Origin of the sequence: Achromobacter sp. RTa (assembly GCF_000757485.1) — a bacterium.
Lineage (GTDB): Bacteria > Pseudomonadota > Gammaproteobacteria > Burkholderiales > Burkholderiaceae_B > Achromobacter.
The window spans coordinates 176,990-199,214 of the sequence record NZ_JPYO01000013.1 but is presented as its reverse complement, the minus strand read 5'-3'; the positions used below and the strand labels follow the sequence as shown (position 1 = coordinate 199,214).

Genomic DNA, 22,225 nt, shown 5'->3' with positions numbered 1-22,225 from the left:
GGACCGGCAAAGCCGGCTCCGCGGCGCCCGCGCTGTCATTGTGCGAGGTCAGGCTTGGGATAACTTCCGGAGGATGGGTGGTCGTCATCCTCTCGCGCTTAAGGCGCAAACCGGCGGCAAACCATAGGATCAATCCGTCCGATAACTTGGTTTCGCTTCGTTTCGGAGCGCGATTCCCGCCGGACAATACCCCTGGCTTCAGCTACTCTTGTGGTGTTTCAGGAGTTTGGCGACCGCATCGGCCAACGGCCCGGGGCGCAGGTTTCCACGCAGCGTCTCGAACGCGCCCAGGGCGGTTTCGCCTAGTGGCTGCGCCTCTGTGGGAGGGCGCGGCTGGCGGGCGCCGGGTTTGGGCAAACCCGCTTGTACCTTGACGGCGATTTCGTTAAGGTTCCAGCCTTGGTCTGCCAGGGTCCGCGCGATGCGCGGAGCCAACTGACGCATCTTGGCCGCATGAGCGGCACTCGGCACCACCAGGTGCAGGCACTGGTTTTCCAGCTTGCCCACCTGGCATACGGCGCCCAGCGGGGCGGGCAGAACCGCCGCCACCGCGTACTGGATTTGCAAGTGCTTGCGGGCGGTTGCCAGAACGCCGGCTCCCCGCATGTCATGACCCAGCCATCCCAGGGCGGTATTTTCTTCGCGCCGGCTGGAACTGGAACGTTGACGGTATGAAGTGGGTCTATTCATCCCGGCTCTAAGAATTAGGAAGCAAACCTTGAAAATCGTGATTATGCACGCCCGCGACGGGCAGGACGGGCATTTCACCCTGCGCGGCGGGCACCTGGCCCTGTTGCTGGGGCTCGCCCTGATCACGGCGGCCATCTTCGGCGCCGCGCTGCAACGATACCTTACTCCGATCCTGCCGGCCGTACACACCGTGGGCTGGCCCTTGTCGAACCAGCCGGGGCGCGACGCCGATTTCCTGCGCGGAAACATGAACCTGTTGGCCGCCAAGGTGGGGGCGCTGCAGGCCAAGCTGGTCAGCATCGACGGCCTGGGCCAGCGCGTGGCCAAGGTCGCCGGCGTGGCTTATACCGACCCCGAATTGGCCAAGCAGCTGGCCGTCGCGCAGCCGGAAGCGCTGACCCAGCCCGAGGCCACCCAGGTCATGGACGACCTGTTCACCGATCACCCCCCGCCCAGCGCGGCGTCGGCCGAGGCCCTGGGCCGCCAGCTCGACGACATCCAGGCCAGGCTCTCGCAGCAGACGGACAACCTGAAGCTGCTGGATGCGGCGCTTACCCGGCGTTCCGCCGACCAGGCCCGCATGCCGACCGCCATGCCCATCACCGATTATCCCTATCTCACTTCGTCCTACGGCTGGCGCCGAAATCCGGTGACGGGCCGCACCGCCATGCACGAAGGGCTGGATTTCGCCGCGCCGCCCGGCACGCCCATCCTGGCCGCCTCGGGCGGCGTGGTGCTGGAGTCCAAGTTCCAGCCGGGGTACGGCAATATGGTCGAGATCGACCACGGCGACGGCCTGATCACCCGCTATGCCCATGCCTCGTCCCTGCTGGTCAAGCAGGGTGAGCTGATCGAGCGCGGCCAGCAGATCGCCCGCGTGGGAAGTTCCGGCCGTTCCACGGGCCCGCACCTGCACTTCGAGGTGCGTCTTGCGGGGCAGCCTCTGGACCCCCGCCTGTTCCTGGGCCCCCAGCAGAACGCGCCGCCCGCCGTGGCCCACGCCGCGCGGTGAACCGCCGGCGCGTTGGCCGGTCAAACTGGCCAACAGTGCTACCCTGGTGATAGATCCAGGCTATTGCGCTCCAGGTGCGTTAAACTGGTTCGTTTCCCAGCGGACCCCCGCTCAACCAATAACATCAAGTCACGGGCGACGCTGCCCAGCCCTTACGCGAGGGCGGCGTGTCCCGTGCGGCCGACATACGCATGGTTTCTCTGCTCAAAAAACTCATAGGCAGCCGCAACGACCGGCTGCTTAAGCAGTATCGCAAGCTGGTAACCCAGATCAATGGGCTGGAGCCCAAGATCTCCGCGCTCTCCGATTCGGAGCTGGCGGCCAAGACCGAGGAATTCCGTTCCCGCCACGCCCAGGGCACATCCCTGGACGACCTGCTGCCCGAAGCCTTCGCCGTAGTGCGCGAAGCCGGCAAGCGGGTGTTCGGCATGCGCCACTTCGACGTGCAGCTCCTGGGCGGCATCGCCTTGCACAACGGCAAGATCGCCGAAATGCGCACGGGCGAGGGCAAGACGCTCATGGCGACGCTGCCGGTCTACCTGAATGCGATCGCCGGCAAGGGCGTGCACGTGGTCACGGTGAACGACTACCTGGCCCGCCGCGACGCGGAATGGATGGGCCGCCTGTACCGCTTCCTGGGCATGAGCACGGGCGTGGTGGTGCCGCAGCAGCCCAACGAGGAGAAGAAGGCCGCCTACGTGGCCGACATCACCTACGGCACCAACAACGAATTCGGCTTCGACTACCTGCGCGACAACATGGAATACCGTGTGGAAGACCGCCGCCAGCGCGGTCTGTTCTACGCCATCGTCGACGAAGTGGACTCGATCCTGATCGACGAGGCCCGCACGCCGCTGATCATCTCCGGGCAGGCCGAAGACCACACCGAGCTCTACATCCGCATGAACGCGGTGCCGCCGTTGCTCAAGCGCATGGCGAGCGAGCCCAAGCCGCAGGAGCCGGAACCCGAAGGCGACTACTGGGTCGACGAAAAGAGCCAGCAGGTCTATCTGTCCGAAGCCGGGCACGAGAACGCCGAGGGCATCCTGGCGCGCCTGGGCATCCTGCCCGAAGGCGAATCGCTGTACGACCCGCGCCACATCGCGCTGATGCACCACCTGATGGTGGCGCTGCGCGCCAACACGCTGTTCTTCCGCGATCAGCAGTACGTGGTGCAGGACGGCGAGGTGGTGATCGTCGACGAATTCACCGGCCGTCTGATGGTGGGCCGCCGCTGGTCCGATGGCCTGCACCAGGCGGTCGAGGCCAAGGAAGGCGTGAAGATCCAGCACGAGAACCAGACGCTGGCTTCGATTACGTTCCAGAACTACTTCCGCATGTACGAAAAGCTGTCCGGCATGACCGGCACGGCCGACACGGAAGCGTACGAATTCCAGGAAATCTACGGGCTTGAAACGGTCATCATCCCGACCAACAAGCCCATGGTCCGCAAGGACCAGAACGACCAGGTCTTCAAGACCGACCAGGAAAAGTACAACGCCATCCTGGACGACATCCGGGACTGCCACGAGCGCGGCCAGCCGGTGCTCGTGGGCACCACCAGCATCGAGAACTCCGAGCTGCTGTCGGGCCTGCTGAAGAAGGCGAAGCTGCCGCACGAAGTGCTGAATGCGAAGCAGCACGCCCGCGAAGCCGAGATCGTGGCCGAGGCCGGCAAGCCGGGCCACATCACCATCGCCACCAACATGGCCGGCCGCGGCACCGACATCGTCCTGGGCGGCAGCGTCGACAAGCAGGTCGACCTGATCCGCGCCGACGAATCCTTGTCCGAGGCGGAAAAAGAGGCGCGCATCGAGAAGGTGCGCGCCGAATGGAAGCCGCTGAACGAGCAGGTCAAGGCCGCGGGCGGCCTGCGCATCATCGGCACCGAACGCCACGAGTCGCGCCGTATCGACAACCAGCTGCGGGGCCGCGCCGGCCGCCAGGGCGATCCGGGCTCGTCCCGCTTCTACCTGTCGCTGGAAGATTCGCTGATGCGGATCTTCGCGGGCGACCGCGTGCGCGCCATCATGGAGCGGCTGAAGCTGCCCGAGGGCGAGCCCATCGAAGCCGGCATGGTGACGCGTTCCATCGAGACCGCGCAGCGCAAGGTTGAAGGCCGCAACTTCGACATCCGCAAGCAGCTGCTTGAATACGACGATGTGGCGAACGATCAGCGCAAGGTGCTGTATTCGCAGCGTAACGACGTGCTGGAAGCCGCCAGCGTGGGCGAGACCGTGCAGAATCTGCGCGACGCCGCCGTGACCGAGATGTTCAACGTGCATGTTCCGCCGGAGTCGGTGGAAGAGCAGTGGGACGTGCCGGCGCTGCAGAAGGCGCTCGAGGCCGATTGGCACGTGCAGTTGCCGCTGGTGGAAATCCTGGAAAAGGAAACCAGCCTGACCGACGAAGACCTGCGCGAACGCGTGGTGGCCGCCGCGCGCGACGCCTACCAGGCCAAGGTGGACCAGGTCGGCCTGGAGTCGTGGTCGCAGTTCGAGCGTTCGATCATGCTGCAGGCGATCGACACGCACTGGCGCGAGCACCTGTCCGCGCTGGACTACCTGCGCCAGGGCATCCACCTGCGCGGCTATGCGCAGAAGAATCCCAAGCAGGAATACAAGCGCGAAGCCTTCGAACTGTTCTCGGGCATGCTGGACCGCATCCGCGACGACGTAGTCCGCGTGCTGATGACGGTGCGCGTGCAGTCCCAGGAACAAGTGGACCAGGCCGAGGCCGAAGCGGCACAATCGCACGTGCAGAACGTGCAGTACCACCACTCCGACTACGACGAAGCGCTGGCCCAGCCGGAAGCGCAGAGCGGCGCGCAACCCGTGCGCAACGCGATGCCCAAGGTCGGCCGCAACGATCCGTGCCCCTGCGGCAGCGGCAAGAAGTACAAGCAGTGCCACGGCAAGCTCGTCTGAGCAAGGAGAGGCGATCATGCTGCATTCCGTCGGCCGTACTGAATTCGATCACGCCGTGGTCATGGTGCGCGACCGGCTGGATGCGCTGGCCCCGCATTTCGAGCGCCAGGGCTTTCACCTGAGCGACAAGGCGGTGCACAACCTGGGGTCGTGCAACCGCCTGATCGGGCTGGAAGGCACGTACATCGAACTGCTGGGGTGGCCGCCGGGCGCGCCGCCCGCGCGCAAGGAGATCGCCGATTCGCCGTTTGGGCTGGAGGCGCTGGTGTTCCGTACCCATGACGCCGAGGCGACCTACGAACGGCTCCGCGCCGCGGGGTTCGCCGTCAATCCCGTCCAGGAACTGACCCGCCCGGCGATGCTGGACGGCGAAGAAGTCCAGGCCCGTTTCCACACCGTGCGGTTCGCCGAGCAGCCCTTGCCCGGCATCCGCATGTATTTCTGCCGGCACCTGACGCCGGAGTGCGTGTGGTCGCCCGAGCTGATGGCGCATCCGAACGGCGCGCGCAGCCTGCTGCGCATCGACGCGCGGGCGTCCGACGCCCGCGCGGTCGCCGAACGGCTCGCGCAGGTCGCCGACGTGGCCGCCGAGCCCGCGGGCGACGGCTGGGACGTGCCGCTGGCCAACCTGCGCATCCATGTAGGCCAGGACGCGGCTGCGACGACGCCCACGCTTTCCACGCTGACGCTGGAAAACCGCGACGGCGCCCACTACACGCTGGATACCGGCTCGTAGGATGGGTATAGCGCGCGGACAGTGCGCAGAAGAATAGAGTCCCCAACGCGCGGCACCCATCAAGCAGCCGTGGCGCTAGGCTGAGCCAGCCATGCATTGACCGCCGCCCGATGGGTGTCGCGCGTTCAGGAGCAGGGTTCTTCTGCGCACTGCCCGCGCGCTATACCCATCCTACCCAACTCGTGCTCTGGATTCCGGGCAAACCCTGCTTGCCCGTGAAGTGTATGCACTTTAGTATGCACTTCAATGCCGACGACCATATCGCAGCCAGCGATCCGGAACGATGCAAACCTCCAACGCGATCCGCCCCGCCGCCCGCACCCAGGCGGCCCAGGCCGAGCTGTACGGCGCCGTCAAGGCAATGGCCGTGCGCTTCGAATTCAAGCCCGGCGAACGCATCAACGAGGTGGAGCTGGCGCGCAGGCTGAATGTCAGCCGCACCCCCTTGCGGGAGGTGCTGAACCAATTGATGGTCGAGGGTTTCCTGACCCGCTCGGTGAACCGCGGCTTCATCGCCCGCCTGCTCGACGCGAAGCAGATCCATAGCCTGTACGAATACCGCGCGGTGCTGGAGGCCGGCATCGTGCGCGCCGCCTGCGAGCGCGCCACGGACGAGGAACTGGCCGGCCTGCGGGCGTTCGTCGAGCGGTCGCGGGATGTGCCCGAGGACAGCGAGGCGACGCGGCTGCTGGAACTGGACGAGGCCTTTCATCTGATGCTGGCCCGCTATTCCCGGAACGACGAATTCGTGCGGGCGCTGGAAAGCGTCAATGCCCGCATCCACTTCGTGCGCTGGATCGACATGCAGCAGGGACGCCGCGGCCATACGCAGGGCGAGCATCTGCGCATCGTCGAGGCGCTGGAGCGGCGCGACATCGACGCCTTGCCGGGGCTCATGACCGCGCACATCGGCCGCCGGCTGGATCAGATCACCGACGTCATACGCACCGGTTTTTCCACGATTTACATGCGGGACCAGGCCGAACCCGCCTCGGCAATGCCGGCCAACACCATATCAGCAGGGGAAAATCAATGAACCAGAGGTTGAAACGCGGTCTGGCGGCGGCATGCATGCTGGCCGCAGCAGGGGGCGCATTCACCGCCGCGCCCGCCATGGCAGAGGAGCGGCCGCTCGTGCTGGTGGTGCCTTATCCGCCCGGAGGCAGCACCGATATCCTGGCCCGCATCTTGCAACCGCGCCTGTCCGAGCAACTGGGCGGCCGCGCGGTCGTCGTCGAAAATCGCCCCGGCGCGGCCAGCCAGATCGCGACTGCGTTCGTGGCCCGAGCCGAGCCCGACGGCAATACACTCCTGGTCAGCTTCGACAATCACGGCATCAATCCCGCCGTGAAACCCAAGCTGCCCTACGACACTTTCAAGGATTTCGTGGCGATCTCGCAAACGGTGCGCTTCCCGCTGGTGATCGGCGCGAACCCGAGCGTGCCAGGCAACAACCTGAAGGAATTCCTGGCGGCCGCCGCCAAGCAGCCGCCCAACAAATTCAACTACGCATCCACGGGCGTCGGTTCGCTGAACCATCTGGCGCCCGAAGAGCTGAAGCGCCTGTCCAAGGTCGAACTGCTGCACGTGCCGTACGGTGGCGGCGGACCGGCCATCCAGGCCGTGGTGGGCGGACAGGCCAACATGACGTGGCTGAGCTTCGCCGCGCTGCGCGGCCAGATCCAGGCGGGCAAGATCAAGCCGCTGGCAGTGGCGGGCGACAAGCGCCTGCCGGAGCTGCCCAATGTGCCGACCGTGGCCGAATCGGGCTTCCCCGGTTTCGTCGCCTATTCCTGGAGCGGCATGTTCGCGCCGAAGGGCACGCCCGAAGCCTCCGTGAAAAAGCTGACCAAGGATTTCCAGGCCGTGCTGGCCGACCCCGAGATCAGGAAGAAGGTGACGGAGGCCGGCTTCGAGATAGTGGCTTCGGACGGTCCGGCTCTGGACGCCTACGTGAAGTCGGAATACGAGCGCTGGAGCGCGTTCATCAAGAGCAGCAACATCAATCTGGACAACTGAACGACGGGCGGCCGGATATCCCGGCCGCGCGCAAGCAACACGTGGAGATGACATGGAAAACCTGACCGGCGCCGAAGCCATGGTGCGGATGCTGCAGCACAACGGCGTCAAACATATTTTTGGCCTGTGCGGCGACACCAGCCTGCCGTTCTACGACGCGCTGTACCGCCTGGACCACGGCATGCGGCACATCCTGACGCGCGATGAACGCAGCGCCGGCTACATGGCGGACGCCTACGCCCGCGTGACCGGCAAGGTCGGTGTGTGCGAAGGCCCCAGCGGCGGCGGCGCGACGTATCTGCTGCCCGGGCTGGTGGAGGCCAACGAATCGTCGGTTCCCGTGCTGGGCATCACGTCGGACGTGGCGGTGGGCTCGCGCGGCAAGTATCCCCTGACCGAGCTGGACCAGGAGGCGCTGTACCGTCCGCTCACGAAATGGAACCGCACGATCGATCGCGCGGACCAGATCCCGGGCATGGTGCGGGCGGCTTTCCGTGCAATGACGACCGGCAAGCCCGGTTCGGCCCATCTGTGCTTTCCGTACGACGTCATGAAGCAGCAGGTGGATGCGTCGGACATCTGGGCCCAGCCCGAGCACGGCAGTTTCCCCTCGATGCGCTTCGCGCCGGACCCTGCTGATGTAGCCCGCGCCGCGCAGCGCCTGGTCGGCGCGCGCGCGCCGGTGATCATTTGCGGCGGCGGCGTGGTCATCGCCGGCGCCAGCGGCGCCCTGCAGCAGCTGGCCGAGGCGCTCAGGGCCGCGGTCTGCGTGACGGTGAGCGGGCAGGGCAGCCTGGCCGACACGCATCCGCTGAATGCGGGCGTGGTAGGTTCCAATGGCGGCGTGATGGCGACGCGCGATGTCGTGGCGGCCGCGGACGTGGTGCTGTTCGTGGGATGCCGCGCCGGATCGACGTCGACGGAACACTGGCGCTTCCCCAACCGCGATGTGCCGATCCTGCACATCGATATCGACCCGATGGTGATCGGCGCCAACTACCTGACCGAAGTCGGCATGGTCGGCGACGCCAGGCTGGCGCTGGAAGCGCTGGGGGCGGAAGTGGCGGAGCGCCTGGCGCATCGCCCCTCGGACGCCACCGATGGCGCGGTGCTGGCCGGCCGCGCAAAGGCAGCCCGCCAAGCCCAGCTGGAACCGCTGGCCAGCAGCCTGGACACGCCCATCCGCCCCGAGCGCGTGGTGCAGTCGCTGAACCGCCTGCTGCCCGACGACGCGATCGTCTGCGCGGATCCCGGCACGCCTTGCCCGTATTTTTCGGCCTACTACGATGTGTCGCGCCCCGGCCGCCACTTCATCACCAACCGGGCGCACGGCGCGCTGGGCTTTTCCATGTCCGCCGCGCTGGGCGCGTGGGTGGGCAGGCCCCAATCCAAGTGCGTGTCCGTGATGGGGGACGGCAGCTTCGGCTTTACCGTGGGCGAACTGGAAACCATCGTGAGGCACAAGGCGCCGCTGTTGATGGTGGTGTTTTCGAATTCGGTCTACGGCTGGATCAAGGCCAGCCAGAAGGCAGGCTACGACAAGCGCTACTACAGCGTGGATTTCGAGCGCACCGACCATGCCCGCATCGCCGAGGCCTATGGCGTGAAGGCATGGCGCGTGGAGGACCCGGCCAAGCTGGACGCCGCGATCAAGGCGGCGATGGAGCACGATGGCCCGGCGCTGATCGACGTGGTGGCCCAGCCGCTGCAGGACGCCGCGGCGCCCGTGAGCCAGTGGATGGGCTGACCTGAACGGCCGTGCCGGCGCTCGCCGGCGCTGCGGCGCCGCCTTTCCGGGCGGCGCCAGACCTATACTGAACTGCTTCGGCAGGGCGAGCCACCCGGGAGCGTCCGCAAAGACAGGGGAGTCAGGCATGGATCTGGGGATCAGCGGCAAGACGGCACTGGTATTCGGCGGCAGCCGCGGCATGGGCCGGGCATGTGCCCTCCAACTGGCGAAAGAGGGCGTGGCGGTCACGATCGCGGCCCGCAATCCGGCGACCCTGGAGCAGGCCGCCGCGGAAATATCCCGCGAAACCGGAATAGGCGTGGGCTGGGTATCGGCCGACCTGACGCAGCCGCACGGCCGGGACGCGGCCATGGCCGCCTGTCCGCAGCCCGACATCCTGATCAACAACGCCGATGGCCCGCTGCCCGGCGACTTCCGCGACTGGACTCACGAGGACTGGGTCGGCGCGCTGGATGCCATGATGCTCGGGCCGATCGACATGATCCGGCGCGTCGTGGACGGGATGATCGAGCGGCGTTTCGGCCGCATCGTGAACATCGTTTCCCGCAGCGTGAAGGCTCCGCATGCCGAGCTCGGGCTGTCCAACGGCGCGCGCTCGGGCCTCGTGGGCTTCGTGGGCGGGCTGGCGCGGCAGACCGTGCGCCACAACGTCACCATCAATAATCTGCTGCCTGGCGCATTTGCCACCGACGCGCAGGTCAGGCACATACAGGGCATGCTGGAGCAGTCCGGCGGCAAGAGTTTCGAGCAGCTTTGGGACGAGCGCGGGCGTTCGAATCCGGCGGGCCGCTACGGCCAGCCCGAGGAACTGGGCGCGCTCTGCGCCTATGTGTGTTCGGCCCATGCCGGCTACATGACGGCGCAGAGCATCCTGATCGATGGCGGCGGCTACCCGGGCACGTATTGACGGCAGGGCCGGACGGCTGGACGCGGGCGGACCGAACGGGCAAGATTGGGGCCGATCGCGTAAGGACTCTCCATGGACCAGACCGACATCAAGATACTGGCCTTGCTGCAAAAGGACGCCGCCTGTTCGGTCGCCGAGATCGCCGAGCAGGTGCACCTGTCCGTGACGCCGTGCTGGCGCCGCATCCAGAAGCTGAAGGATGACGGCGTCATCGCGCGCAACGCCATCCTGCTTGATCCCCGCGCGCTGGGCCTGAGCCTGACCGTCTTCGTGTCCATCAGGACCAGCCAGCACAACGAGAAGTGGACGCAAAGCCTGATCAACGCCGTGATGGCCCTGCCCAATGTGGTGGAGTTCCATCGCATGGCGGGCGACGTCGATTACCTGCTCAAGGTCGTGGTCGAGGATATGGCAGCCTATGACCGCTTCTACCGCCGGCTGATCGGCGCGGTGGATCTGCTGGACGTCAGCGCCAGCTTCTCGATGGAGGTCATCAAGAGCACCACCGAACTGCCGCTGGACTCGCTATAGGCGGGGCGCGCAATTTTATTTCCCGGGCCGCCGCCGCCGGGGATGCAAATTCCGTCCGGGGCCGCTGCGGCCTCTCATCTCGCAATTCTTTTGCGCGGGCAAGGGCGTAGGATATCCGCCATTCCAGGCATGGAACGAACGGGATATCAGAGGACCTTATGTCGTTGGCAGTACCCGCCGGCTGCGCCGGCCCGGCAAAACCAAGGCGCGCGCTTTCGGTGGACGACCTGCTGGCCGGCTGGAATGGCTCCGACGATCTGTGGGTGTTCGCCTATGGTTCCCTGATCTGGCATCCCGGTTTCGCGTGGCGCGAGCGCCGCCTGGCGACCGTGCGCGGCTATCACCGTTCCCTGTGTCTGTGGTCCCATGACCACCGCGGTTCGCCGGACAACCCCGGCCTGGTCTTTGGCCTGGACCGCGGCGGCTGTTGCCGCGGGGTGGCGTTCCTGGTGGCGGCTTGCGACGTGCCCGCGGTATTCCGGGCGCTGTGGCTTCGGGAAATGGTCACGGGCGCGTACTCGCCCCGCTGGCTGACCTGCCACACCGAGGCGGCGCCCGTGCGCGGGCTGGTGTTCCTGCTGAACCGGGCCTGCCAGGAGTACGCCGCGGGCCTCAGCGACGACCGCCTGCTGGCCTCTGTGCGCAATGCCGTGGGGCAATCGGGGCCTTGCCTGGATTACGTGGTGGAAACGGCGCGGGCGCTGCGCGCGCACGGTATCGACGATTGGCGCCTGGGCGACCTCGTCCGCAGGCTGGGCCTGGCCTGCTGAGGCCAGGCCCAGGCCGCTCAGAACTGCCAGCGGCCGAACATGAACAGCACGTTGCCCGCGCCGCTGGAGCCAGGGATGTAGGTCGCGTAGAGCATAGCGTCCTTGTAGCCCGCGCTCACCAGCGGCAGGATGCCGGGAAAGGGCACGTAGCTCATGATGTCGTGGCGCGCCGTCAGGAAGATGGTGTAGCCCGCGCCCAGGCGGAAGTTCTCGCTGACCTGGCCGATCTTCAGGAAGCCGTAGCCGGCAATGGGCTCGATCTTGCTGTGCGAATCCAGGAAGGCCATGGCGTACAGGCCTTGCCAGTCGCCGTCTTCGTCGTAGATGCTGCGGCCGTAGCCGCCGCCCCAGGCCAGTTCGTTGAAGCTGTCGATCTTCTCTTTGCTGTAGGTGGCCCGGTTGTGCCACGAATAGCCGGTCAGGTAGAGATCGTTGCCGCCCTCGGTCCAGATCTGGTCCAGGCGCTTGCAGGCCGATTGCGCCCACGAGGGCATGCTTTCACAGGCTTGGACGGCGGGGGCGAAGGGGAAGAAGAGCAGCAGGCACAGGATCGCTGCCCGGAGTCTGGCGGTCATTGCGGGCACGGAAGGGATGAAGATGACAATTCCATTACTGTAATGGAACAGTCGCCTTCGTCCCTGTCAGCCAGCTGTCAAGCGGCGCATCCCTCTGGGGGAACAGGACAAACGCGCCGGCATCTGTTGCGGAAGGGCTACAGCAGGAAGATCGTCGCCAAGCCCAGGAAGATGAAGAATCCCAGCGAATCCGTGGCGAACGTGAGCAGCACCGAGGAACCCATTGCGGGATCCTTGCCGAAACGCGCGCGCACCATCGGCACCAGCACGCCCACCGAGGCGCCCACGAGCATGTTGCAGACCATGGCGGCCATCATCACCAGCGCAATGGACACCGAATGCGAAATCACCCAGGCGAACAGCGCGGCCACCAAACTGCCGCACAGCCCCACCATGAGGGTCACGAAGAGTTCGCGCTTGACCAGCTGCCAGAGGTTGCGTCCGGTGATGCGGCCCATGGCCAGCGCCCGGATGATCAGCGTCATGGTCTGGTTGCCGGAGTTGCCGCCGATGCCCGCCACGATGGACATCAGGAATGCCAGGATGACGATCTGGCTGACCGTGCCTTCGAACTGTGAGGCCACGAAGGACGCCGTGGCCGCCGTACAGAGGTTGAAGAGCAGCCAGGGAGCCCGGTTGCGCAGCGCGGTGGCGACCGGCGCGAAGATGTCTTCTTCCTGCAGGCCGGCGCGCGACAGCGCCTGTTCCTGGGAGTCTTCGCGCATCACGTCCACCACGTCCGCGATGGTGACGCGGCCGATGAGCCGGCCCTGGTCGTCCATCACGGGGGCGGACACCAGGTCGTAGCGCTCGAAGGCGCCGGCGGCGTCGGCGTCGGAGTCCAGCGGGTTCAGCGCCAGGAAGTCGGAATTCATGACCGCGCGAACCTCGGTTTCGGGTTCGCTGACCAGCAGGCGCGACAGGGGCAGGATGCCTTGCAGCCTGTCCTGGCGGTCTACTACGAAGATCTGGTCGGTGTGGTCGGGCAGTTCGTGCAGGCGGCGCAGATAGCGCAGCACCACTTCCAGGGTCACGTCCTCGCGCACGCGGACCATCTCGAAGTCCATGATGGCGCCCACGCTGTCTTCCGGATAGCCCATGGCTTCCAGCAGCTGCGCGCGCTCTTCTTCGGTCAGGCCCTTCTGGACCTCCGCCACCACGTCGGGCGGCAGGTCGGGAGCCAGGTCGGCCAGCTCGTCGGCGTCCATGTTGCCGGTGGCGGCCACCAGGTCCTGGCGGTCCATCGCTTCGATGAGCGATTCCCGCACCCAGTCCTCGACCTCCAGCAGGACGTCCGCGTCATGCTCGGGGCTGACCAGGGCCCAGATGGCCTGCCGCTCGTCCTTGGGCAGCGACTCCAGGATGAAGGCGATGTCGGCGGGATGCAGGCCGTCCAGCAGGGTCTTGAGTTCGGCTTCGTGCTGGCGGTGCACCAGGTCTTCGACCAGCGAGGCCTTCGAGTCGCCTTCTTCCTGGCGATGCACGAGATCGGCGACGAGCTGCTGGCGGCGCAGACGTTCCTGCACCTCCGCCAAGGCGTGCTGGGCGTCTTCCGGGTCTAGGCGGCGGGGCGTCGCGGGCGGTTTCTGCGCGGCGGCGGACTGCGTCATGCGTTACGGCTCAAAGGGTAGGGAGGGGGCGGCCGCGCCGCGCTTCGTCGGTGGCGACGTAGGTCAGCGTGGCTTCGGTCACCTTGACGATCTCGGCGTCCAGGCGCTGGCGTTCCGCGTAGACCTCGACCGACACGGTGATGGAAGTCGTGCCGGTTCTGACGATGGATGCGTAGAAACTGAGCAGGTCGCCCACGAACACGGGCTGCTTGAACTGGAAGGCGTTGACCGCGACGGTGGCCACGCGCCCGGCGGCGCGGCGCGCGGCGGGAATCGAGCCGGCGATATCCACTTGGGACATGATCCAGCCGCCGAAAACGTCCCCGTGGATATTGGCATCCGCCGGCATCGGCATGACGCGCAATACCGCGTCGCGGTCGGCGGGCAAAGTCGTGAAAGGGGTTTTGTTGCTGGAGGTCATGCGGCTGACTCCACTGCTAGAGAACCAGCCGATTATGCAGGAAAAACGAGACAGCCGCGTGGGCGGAAGGCCCGCCGCGGCGCTTTGCCGCGACGGGCGGGGAATCAGTAGGCCAACTTGACGATGGCGTAGCCGCCAACCAACAGCCAGCCGTAGAGGATCAGGCCCAGCGCCATCACGCGGGGGCCGGCCTTCCTGATCTGGGCGAAACGGGTTTCGATGCCCAGCGCCGTCATGGCCATGGTCAGCGCGAAGACGTCCAGGCGGCGGATGGCGGCCACGACGTCGGCGGGAATGATGTCCAGCGAATTGACGATGGCCAGCGCCAGGAAGCCCACCGCGAACCAGGGGATGGGCAGCTTGGCGCCCTTGGACTGCCCGCCGGCATGGGAGGCCGCGCTGCGCAGGTACATGCCCAGCACCAGCAGGACCGGGACCAGCAGGGCGACGCGGGTCATCTTCACGATGGTGGCGACTTCCGTGGTGGCGGGGTCGATGTTGCTGGCGGCGCCGACGACCTGGGCCACTTCGTGGATCGTGCCGCCGATGTAGATGCCCAGCGCCTGCGTGTCGAAGTTCAGCCAGCCTGCGTGGTAGAACACCGGGTACAGGAACATGGAGAGCGTGCCGAACAGCACGACGGTCGCGACTGCCACGGCGCTCTTGTGCGGGGCGGCGCGCAGGGTCGGTTCGAACGCCAGGACGGCGGCGGCGCCGCAGATGGCGCTGCCTGCCGCGGTAAGCATGGCGGTGTCGCGGTCCAGGCCCAGCAGGCGCTGGCCCACCACGGTGCCGATCAGCAGGGTGCCCACCACCACGGCCACCGAGACGGCCAGCCCCGGCAGGCCCACGGCGGCGATCTGCTGGATGCTGATATTCAGGCCGTAGAAGGCCACCGCGATGCGCAGCAGGCGCCTCGCGGTGAAATTCACGCCCACGCCCCAATCGGCGGGCATGGTGCCGCGCAGGAAGTTGCCGTAAAGCATGCCGCAGACGATGCCCACGACCAGCGGCGAAAAACCCAGTTGCTTGATGGCGGGCAGGTCGGCGAGCTGCATCACGGCGCCGGCCATCAGCCCGACGAACAGGATCCCGTTGAGCTTGTCCCGCCAGGGCGTGGCCGCCGGCGTCGCGGCGGGCGCGGCCGGTGTGGTGGGCAGGGGGACGGCGGTGCTGGACGAATTGCTCATGGTTGGCCTTGGGGCATATCTAAATAACTAGACGAAATATTAATTTCCGCCCTGTTATTTGAAAAATTTTTATTTCGGATATGTAATATCGGTAATTCTGATAATTGTGCGACATGACACCGGACCAGTTGCTTACCTTCGCCTGCGTGGCCGATACCGGCAATATCAGCCGCGCCGCCCAGACATTGAATTTGTCCCAGCCCGCGGTATCCGGCCAGTTGCGGATGCTGCAGGAATGGTTCGGCGAGCCTCTGTACCGGCGCAGCGGGCATGGAATTGCACTGACCGAGGCCGGCGAGCGCCTGGCCGAGCAGGCCCGGCAACTGCGCCAGGTGTACCGGCAGGCCCAGGCCGTGCGGGAATCCTGGCGCGGCCTGGAGACGGGGGCCCTGCGCCTGGGGGCCAGCACCACGCCCGCCAGCTATCTATTGCCCAGCCTGGTGGCGGATTTTCGCCATGCCTTTCCCGCGGTCAGCCTGCACCTTTCCGACGGCAACACGCGCGAGATCGTCGAGCGCCTGCCGGCCCTGGACCTGGCGTTCATCGAGGGGGACGTGCCTGCGGGCCTGCCGGCGGACACGGCGGTGCACGCCTGGAGGCAGGACGAGGTGGTGGCGATCGTGCGGGCGGACCACGCCCTGGCAAGCAAGGGGGCGGTGACGCTGCGCGACCTGGCCGCATCGGCCCTGGTCATGCGTGAACCCGGCTCGGGGGTGCGCCGGCTGGTGGAGCGCGCCTTCGCCGACGCCGGGCTGACGCCTGCGGTGGGGCTGGAGCTGGCGGGGGTGGAGGGGGTCAAGCAGGCCGTGCGCGCGGGCCTGGGGGTGGGCTTCGTGTCCGTCATGTCGATGCGGCACGAGGACGGGGCGCTGGCGGCCCTGCGCTTGCTGCCCAGGCCGCTGACGCGCACTTTGAGCATCCTGGTGCCGCATGCGGACGCCGCCGCCCGCGCCGCCGAACGCTTCCTGGCGATGTGCCTGGCGGTCGGCGCGCCGGACGGCGTATAGCGTCTAGCGGATCAGGCCATAGCCAGGCGCTTGAGCGCCAGCTGGACCCAGTAGGTGCCGCCCAGCGGCAGCAGCTCGTCGTTGAAATCGTAGCTGCCGTTGTGCAGGGTGCAGGGGCCCAGGCCGTGGCCGCTGTCGCGGTGGTCGCCCGTGCCGTTGCCGATCCAGACGTAGCAGCCCGGCAGTTCCTGCAGCATGAAGGCGAAGTCCTCCGCGCCCATGGTCGGCTGGACCTGGTCGTTGACATTGGCTTCGCCGACGATGTCGCGCAGTACATCGGCGCAGAACGCGGCTTCCTCGGGGTGGTTGATGGTGGGCGGATAGTTGCGCTGGAAGGTGAATTCCACTTCGCAGTCCATGGCCGCGCAGGTGTGCCGCGCGATTTCTTCCATACGGCGTTCGATCAGGTCCAGCACTTCCAGCGTGAACGTGCGCACGGTGCCGCGCAACTCGGCGTCGTTGGGCACGACGTTGTCCGCGCTGCCGGCGTGGATCTGGGTAATGCTGAGCACGGCCGCGTCCAGCGGGTTGCGATTGCGCGTGATGATGGTTTGCAGCGATTGGGCCAATTGCACGGCCGCCATGACCGGATCGATGCCCAGGTTGGGCATGCCGGCGTGCGTGCCCTTGCCCTTCACGACGATGGAAAACTCGTTGCTGGACGCCATGATGGGGCCGGGAGTCAGGCCGAATTGGCCGGGTTTCATGCCGGGCCAGTTGTGCATGCCGAACACGGCCTCCATGGGGAAGCGCGTGAACAGGCCGTCGTCGATCATGCGCTTGGCGCCGCCGCCGCCTTCCTCGGCGGGCTGGAAGATCACGTAGACCGTGCCGGCGTAGTCGCGGTGCTGCGACAGGTAGCGCGCCGCGGCCAGCAGCATGGCGGTGTGGCCGTCATGGCCACAGGCGTGCATCTTGCCGTCGTTCTTGCTGGCGTGCGCGAAGGTGTTGACCTCTTGCATGGGCAGCGCGTCCATGTCGGCGCGCAGGCCCACGGCGCGGTCGCCGGGCTGGTTGCCGCGGATGATGCCGACGACGCCCGTGCCGCCCAGTCCGCGGTGGATTTCGATGCCCCATTCCTCAAGCTTCGCGGCCACCACGTCGGCCGTGCGGAATTCCTCGAACGCCAGTTCGGGATGCGCGTGGATGTCGCGCCGAATCTTGGAAATGTCGTGATGCCAGGCGACGATGGGTTCGAGGAGTTTCATGGGGAGGCGCTCGGGCGAAATAAGGGAACGCAACAAGGGTATCATCAATCAAAAACCAATTTAATGGAGACAAATACCATGACGCGTCCGTGGCTTGCCCATTACCCGCAAGGCGTTCCGGCCGAGATATCGACCGAGGGATATTCCTCTCTGACCGATCTGCTGGACCGGGCCTGCAAGCAATACGCCACGCGCATCGCATGCACCGCGATGGGCAGCGATATCACCTACGCGCAACTGGACGCCCATGCCCGGGCATTCGCCGCCTGGCTGCAAAGCCTGGGCCTGCCCAAGGGCTCGCGGGTCGCGTTGATGATGCCCAACGTGCCCGCCTACCTGGTCAGCATGCTGGGCACGCTGCGCGCGGGCCACGTCGTGGTCAACGTGAATCCGCTGTACACGGCCGAGGAGCTGCAGCGGCAATTGCTGGACAGCGGCGCGTCGGTCATCGTCATCCTGGAGAACTTCGCCCACACCCTGGAGCGCGTGACGGACCGCGGGCAGCTCCAGCACATCGTCGTGACCGGGCCCGGAGACCTGCTCGGCGGCCTGAAGGCGCCGCTGGTCAACCTGGCCGCCCGGTACATCAAGAAGATCGTTCCCGCCTGGCGCATCGACGGTGCCCGCATGCTGCCCAAGGCGCTGCAGGAGGGCGCGAACCTGCCGTTCACGCCGCCGGCCCTCTCGATGGACGACGTGGCGGTGCTGCAATACACCGGCGGCACCACCGGCGTGCCCAAGGGCGCCATGCTGTCGCACCGCAACCTGACCGCCAACGTCCTGCAGACCGAGGCGGTGGCGCAGCCCGTCGTGCACGATCTCGCGGGCCAGCAGCTCACCATCATCAGCGCGCTGCCGCTCTACCACGTATTCGCCATGACCGTCTGCGGGCTCTATGGCCTGTATGCCGGCATGCGCAACGTGCTCATCATCAATCCGCGCGACCAGCCGTCCCTGATCAATGCGTGGCGCAAGACACCCATCAATATTTTTCCCGGCGTCAATACGCTCTTCAACGCGCTGGCGCACAACGATGATTTCGCGCGCCTGGACTTCTCCGCGTTGCGGCTCACCCTGGGCGGCGGCATGGCCGTGCAGCGTCAGGTGGCCGAGCGTTGGCTGAAGATCACTGGCAGGCCGCTGGTCGAAGGCTATGGCCTGTCCGAGACCTCGCCCGTGGCGACGGTGAATCCCACCAACGCAACGGCGTACTCGGGTTCCATCGGCTTGCCGCTGCCGTCCACCGATGTGGCCATCCTGGACGACGAGGGCCGCGAAGTGCCGCTCGGAGAGCGGGGCGAGGTGAGTATCCGCGGGCCGCAGGTCATGCTGGGATACTGGCAGAAGCCCGAGGAAACCCGGCAGTCCATGACGGCGGACGGTTACTTCCGCACCGGCGACATCGGCATCATGGACGAGCAGGGCTACACCCGCATCGTCGATCGCAAGAAGGACATGATCGCCGTGTCCGGCTTCAAGGTCTATCCGAACGAAGTCGAGGCCGCCGTGGCGCAGCATCCGGGCGTGCTGGAGTGCGCGGCGATCGGCGTGCCCGACGAGCATTCCGGCGAGGCGGTCAAGGTATTCGTCGTGAAGAAAGACCCGTCCCTGACCGAGGCGCAGATCCAGGACTGGTGCCGGGAGCGCCTGACGGGCTACAAGCGCCCGCGCTTCGTGGAATTCCGCAACGAGCTGCCCAAGAGCAACGTGGGCAAGATCCTGCGCCGGGAACTGCGACCCGACGCCGCCGCGCCTGGAACGGGCAAGGCGGCGTAACGGCCGGAGGTCAGGCTTTCCTGTCGAGGTGCGGGGCGATCATCTCGTGCAAGGCGCGTTCGATGGCGCGGTTGCCGGCCACGACGCGCCCGCCGATGGGCCAGGGGTCCTGCTGGTGCATGTCCGAGCAGGCGCCGCCCGCTTCGCGCAGGATCAGCGTGCCCGCGGCCACGTCCCACGGCGCCAGCCCCATCTCCCAGTAGCCATCGTAGCGGCCGCAGGCGGTCCAGGCTAGGTCGAGCGCGGCCGCGCCCATGCGGCGCACGCCCCGGGCGCGGTTGATGGCGTCGTGCAGCATGGGCATGTATTGCCCGGCGAAGGAGAAGTCCCGGAAGGGGAAACCCGTGGCCAGGACCGCGTCTTCGATCGTCTGCGTGCGCGAACACTGGATGCGCCGGCCATTGAGCCAGGCCCCCAGCCCATGGACCGCGGTGAAGAGTTCCTCGCGGCTCGGATCGTAGACCACGCCCACCACGGGAGTGTCCTCCGTCAGCGTTTCGCCGGCCGAGACGGCAGTGCCCGCGTGGGCGATCAGCGCGATGGATACGGCGTAGTGCGGGATGTTGTGCAGGAAGTTGGTGGTGCCGTCCAGCGGGTCGATGTACCACGTGGCCGCGCCTTGCGCCTTGCCGCCGGTTTCCTCGGCAACGATGCCGAACTTGGGCGTGCGGGCCTGAAGTTCCTGGATGATCGCGGCTTCCGCCTCGCGATCCGCCTGGGACACGAGATCGTTGCGCGCCTTGCGGTCGATCACGAGATCTGCGCGGTGATGCGCGTAGGATTGCAGGATGGCTGCGCCGGCATGGGCCGCTGTGACGGCCGCGTCGATCGCGGCGCACAGGTCGATGGGCGAGGCCAGCGAACGGGGCTGATCGTAAGTATCCATGAAACCAGTGTAAGCCCATGTATGCGTCAAACTCGTGGCACGCGCCCGAAACCGGCGTGCCGCGTGGCGTCCAACCAACGAAGCGCCGCCCGCCATCCGATAATCCAGCTTGTTCCCATCTGTTTTTCCCGCCGCACCCATGTCCGTTACCTTTGTTCCCCTCGTCCCCGCTGTGGCCGAATTCGATGCTGACGGCCGGCTGTACAGCCCCGTCTACGGCGATGTCTACCACTCGCCATCCGGCGCCCTGGGGCAGGCGGAGCATGTGTTCCTGCGCGGCAACGGCTTGCCTGGGCGCTGGCGCGGACGCGAGGCGTTCACGGTCTGCGAGACCGGCTTCGGCCTGGGGCTGAATTTCCTGGCGCTGTGGAAGGCCTGGCGGGACGATCCCCAGCGTTCCTCGACGCTGCACGTGGTGTCGATGGAAGGGCATCCCTTTGGGCGCGAGGACCTGGCCGCCTTGCTGGAACGCTATGCGCCCGAACCGCTGGCGGAGCTGGGGCGGCGGCTGGCCGCCCAATGGCCCGACCTGCTGCCGGGCCTGCACCGCCTGGAATTCGAGGACGGCGCCGTCACGCTGACGCTGGGTTTCGGCGACGCGCAGGTACTGGCGCCGCGGCTGAGCGCGCGAGTGGATGCGTTTTTCCTGGACGGCTTTGCGCCCGAGCGCAATCCCCGGATGTGGGCCTTGCCGCTGCTGCGGGACCTGGCGGGGCTGGCGGCGCCAGGCGCCAGGGTGGCGACATGGGCCTGCACCGGAGAACTGCGCCGGGCGTTGCAGGAGGCCGGGTTCAACGTGCGGCGCGCCCCTGGCTACGGCGGCAAATGGCATATGACGGCGGGAGAAGCGGCCGCGGAGGGCCGGGTGGCCGCGGCGCTGCGGCCCGCTGCCGCACGGCATGCCGTCGTGGTGGGCGCGGGGCTGGCCGGGGGCGGCGTCGCCCAGGCGCTGGCCATGCGCGGATGGCGCGTCACCGTGATCGACGCCGGCCGCGCGCAGGGCGCGCCGGCGCACGCCGGGCATATCGCCGCGGCGCTGACGCCCGTGGTGGCGCGCGACGACAACGCGCGGGCCCGCTTGTCGCGAGCCGGCAGCCAACGGGCCCTGGCGCGGTGGCTGGGCCTGCCGGCGGGCGCCGCGCCCCGCGTCTGCGGCACCGTGCAGCTCGAGCGCGACGCAGGGCGTTCCGCGGCGATGGCCGGCACCCTGGAGGCCCTGGCGTTCCCGCAGCAATGGGTGCGCCAGGTGAGCCGGGACGAGGCCAGCGCGCTGGCGGGCCTGCCGCTGGCGCGCGGCGGCGTGTTCTTCGCGCGGGGCATGCTGGTGCAGCCCGGCCGCTTGATCGAGGCGCTGCTTGCGGCCCCTGGCGTGACGGTCCTGCCGGGCAGGGCGGAGCGGGTCGAACGGACCGGGCAGGGGGCCGGGCAGGGCTGGAGCGTGCGGGATGCCTCGGGCGCCGAGCTTGCGGGCGCGGATACGGTCATCCTGGCCAATGCGGCGGGCGCGCAGGCGATCCTGTCCGCCAGCGGCCTGCTGGATCCGCTGCCGCGGGTGACGCAGATGCATGCGCTGGCCGGTGAAGTAACACTGGTGCCGGCGGCGGCCCTGTCGGGCGGACCGCGGTGCATCGTCGGTGGAGAAGGCTACCTGTTGCCGGACACGGGCGAGGGTTGCGTCGTGGGCAGCACTTACGTGCACGGCGCAAGCGAGGCCCGGGTGAGCGCCGAAGGGCAGCGAGTCACCCTGGACAAGGCGGCGGGCCTGCTGGGCGGCTTCCATTCGGATCTAGACGCCCTGGTGCCCGGCAGCCTGCCGGGCTGGGCAGGATGGAGAGCCGTGCTGCCGGGGCGCCTGCCGGCCGTGGGCGAGTTGCCGCATGCTCCTGGTCTTTGGCTTGCCGTGGGGTATGCGTCGCGGGGGCTGTCGTGGTCGGCCCTGATGGGGGATGTGATTGCCGCGCGCCTGGGGGGCGAACCCTCGCCCTTGGAAACGGACTTGGCCAGATTGGTTTCCCCTCGCTGAAAAAAGCCGGGACGGAGAGCGGGGAAGGAGTCTTAGGTGGCGTAGAATGCAGGAATTGCCAGGATTTGGCGCCAATTGGGCCTGAATTGGTGCCAGACCCGGTGTTTTGGCGGCCCGGCAGGCATCAGCGCCCATGGGCGGTAGCCGGGGGCTTTAGACCCCTTTTATGGATGAGTTGGCCGTCCAA

At 67.2% G+C, this 22,225-nt stretch carries 19 protein-coding genes; 12 read left to right on the top strand and 7 right to left on the bottom strand.

The features are described 5' to 3' along the window. Nucleotides 1–198: 198 nt before the first annotated feature. Nucleotides 199–606 (bottom strand): DciA family protein, encoded by a 408-nt coding sequence (locus JL37_RS05590; RefSeq protein ID WP_081954982.1) that lies wholly within the window; start codon nt 604–606, stop codon nt 199–201. Between the two features lie 127 nt (nt 607–733). Between JL37_RS05590 and JL37_RS05585 the strand changes: the two genes are divergently transcribed. The 9 genes from JL37_RS05585 (at nt 734) to JL37_RS05545 (ending at nt 11,342) form a co-directional block, all read left to right on the top strand. Next, nucleotides 734–1,702: a M23 family metallopeptidase gene (locus JL37_RS05585; protein WP_043542650.1), complete on the top strand. Its 969-nt coding sequence runs from the start codon at nt 734–736 to the stop codon at nt 1,700–1,702. 191 nt (nt 1,703–1,893) lie between these two features. Continuing rightward, complete coding sequence (secA, locus tag JL37_RS05580) at nt 1,894–4,629, top strand: preprotein translocase subunit SecA (RefSeq protein ID WP_043542555.1); 2,736 nt, start codon at nt 1,894–1,896, stop codon at nt 4,627–4,629. Between the two features lie 16 nt (nt 4,630–4,645). Continuing rightward, complete coding sequence (locus JL37_RS05575; protein ID WP_043542554.1) at nt 4,646–5,365, top strand: VOC family protein; 720 nt, start codon at nt 4,646–4,648, stop codon at nt 5,363–5,365. Nucleotides 5,366–5,648: 283 nt separating this feature from the next. Continuing rightward, nucleotides 5,649–6,401, top strand: coding sequence for a GntR family transcriptional regulator (locus JL37_RS05570; RefSeq protein ID WP_043542553.1), 753 nt, complete (start codon nt 5,649–5,651; stop codon nt 6,399–6,401). Continuing rightward, nucleotides 6,398–7,384, top strand: a complete 987-nt coding sequence (locus JL37_RS05565) for a tripartite tricarboxylate transporter substrate binding protein (RefSeq protein ID WP_043542552.1) — start codon at nt 6,398–6,400, stop codon at nt 7,382–7,384. Before JL37_RS05570 ends, JL37_RS05565 begins: the two co-directional genes overlap by 4 nt. 52 nt (nt 7,385–7,436) lie before the next feature. Continuing rightward, nucleotides 7,437–9,131, top strand: coding sequence for a thiamine pyrophosphate-binding protein (locus JL37_RS05560; RefSeq protein ID WP_043542551.1), 1,695 nt, complete (start codon nt 7,437–7,439; stop codon nt 9,129–9,131). 127 nt (nt 9,132–9,258) lie between these two features. Beyond that, complete coding sequence (locus JL37_RS05555; RefSeq protein WP_043542550.1) at nt 9,259–10,041, top strand: SDR family oxidoreductase; 783 nt, start codon at nt 9,259–9,261, stop codon at nt 10,039–10,041. A 72-nt stretch (nt 10,042–10,113) separates the two neighbouring features. After that, entirely contained in the window at nt 10,114–10,572 is a 459-nt protein-coding gene (locus tag JL37_RS05550; RefSeq protein ID WP_043542549.1) for an Lrp/AsnC family transcriptional regulator, read from the top strand. Nucleotides 10,573–10,730: 158 nt separating this feature from the next. After that, complete coding sequence (locus JL37_RS05545; RefSeq protein ID WP_043542548.1) at nt 10,731–11,342, top strand: gamma-glutamylcyclotransferase; 612 nt, start codon at nt 10,731–10,733, stop codon at nt 11,340–11,342. Between the two features lie 17 nt (nt 11,343–11,359). On the opposite strand, the gene pagP is transcribed toward JL37_RS05545, so the two are convergent. The 4 genes from pagP to JL37_RS05525 form a co-directional block, all read right to left on the bottom strand. Next, a complete protein-coding gene (gene pagP / locus JL37_RS05540; RefSeq protein ID WP_043542547.1) occupies nt 11,360–11,917 on the bottom strand; it encodes a lipid IV(A) palmitoyltransferase PagP in 558 nt (185 codons plus the stop codon). Nucleotides 11,918–12,054: 137 nt separating this feature from the next. Next, nucleotides 12,055–13,527 (bottom strand): magnesium transporter, encoded by a 1,473-nt coding sequence (gene mgtE / locus JL37_RS05535; RefSeq protein WP_043542546.1) that lies wholly within the window; start codon nt 13,525–13,527, stop codon nt 12,055–12,057. Between the two features lie 10 nt (nt 13,528–13,537). After that, nucleotides 13,538–13,948, bottom strand: coding sequence for an acyl-CoA thioesterase (locus JL37_RS05530; protein WP_043542545.1), 411 nt, complete (start codon nt 13,946–13,948; stop codon nt 13,538–13,540). Between the two features lie 104 nt (nt 13,949–14,052). Next, entirely contained in the window at nt 14,053–15,138 is a 1,086-nt protein-coding gene (locus JL37_RS05525) for a YeiH family protein (protein WP_052096879.1), read from the bottom strand. Between the two features lie 113 nt (nt 15,139–15,251). Here JL37_RS05525 and JL37_RS05520 point away from each other — a divergent pair, with 113 nt between their 5' ends. Further along, on the top strand, nt 15,252–16,145 hold the full coding sequence (locus tag JL37_RS05520; RefSeq protein ID WP_043542544.1) for a LysR family transcriptional regulator: 894 nt from the start codon (nt 15,252–15,254) through the stop codon (nt 16,143–16,145). 11 nt (nt 16,146–16,156) lie between these two features. On the opposite strand, the gene JL37_RS05515 is transcribed toward JL37_RS05520, so the two are convergent. Next, entirely contained in the window at nt 16,157–17,353 is a 1,197-nt protein-coding gene (locus JL37_RS05515) for a M20 aminoacylase family protein (RefSeq protein ID WP_043542543.1), read from the bottom strand. Between the two features lie 78 nt (nt 17,354–17,431). On the opposite strand from JL37_RS05515, the gene JL37_RS05510 reads away from it, so the two are divergent. Further along, nucleotides 17,432–19,129 (top strand): AMP-binding protein, encoded by a 1,698-nt coding sequence (locus tag JL37_RS05510; protein WP_043542542.1) that lies wholly within the window; start codon nt 17,432–17,434, stop codon nt 19,127–19,129. Between the two features lie 10 nt (nt 19,130–19,139). Here JL37_RS05510 and JL37_RS05505 read toward each other — a convergent pair whose 3' ends face one another. Next, the gene (locus JL37_RS05505) at nt 19,140–20,015 is read right to left on the bottom strand and encodes an inositol monophosphatase family protein (RefSeq protein ID WP_043542541.1); all 876 of its coding nucleotides are present in this window, start codon (nt 20,013–20,015) and stop codon (nt 19,140–19,142) included. Nucleotides 20,016–20,154: 139 nt separating this feature from the next. On the opposite strand from JL37_RS05505, the gene mnmC reads away from it, so the two are divergent. Next, nucleotides 20,155–22,038: an FAD-dependent 5-carboxymethylaminomethyl-2-thiouridine(34) oxidoreductase MnmC gene (mnmC, locus tag JL37_RS05500; RefSeq protein WP_043542540.1), complete on the top strand. Its 1,884-nt coding sequence runs from the start codon at nt 20,155–20,157 to the stop codon at nt 22,036–22,038. Nucleotides 22,039–22,225 lie beyond the last annotated feature (187 nt).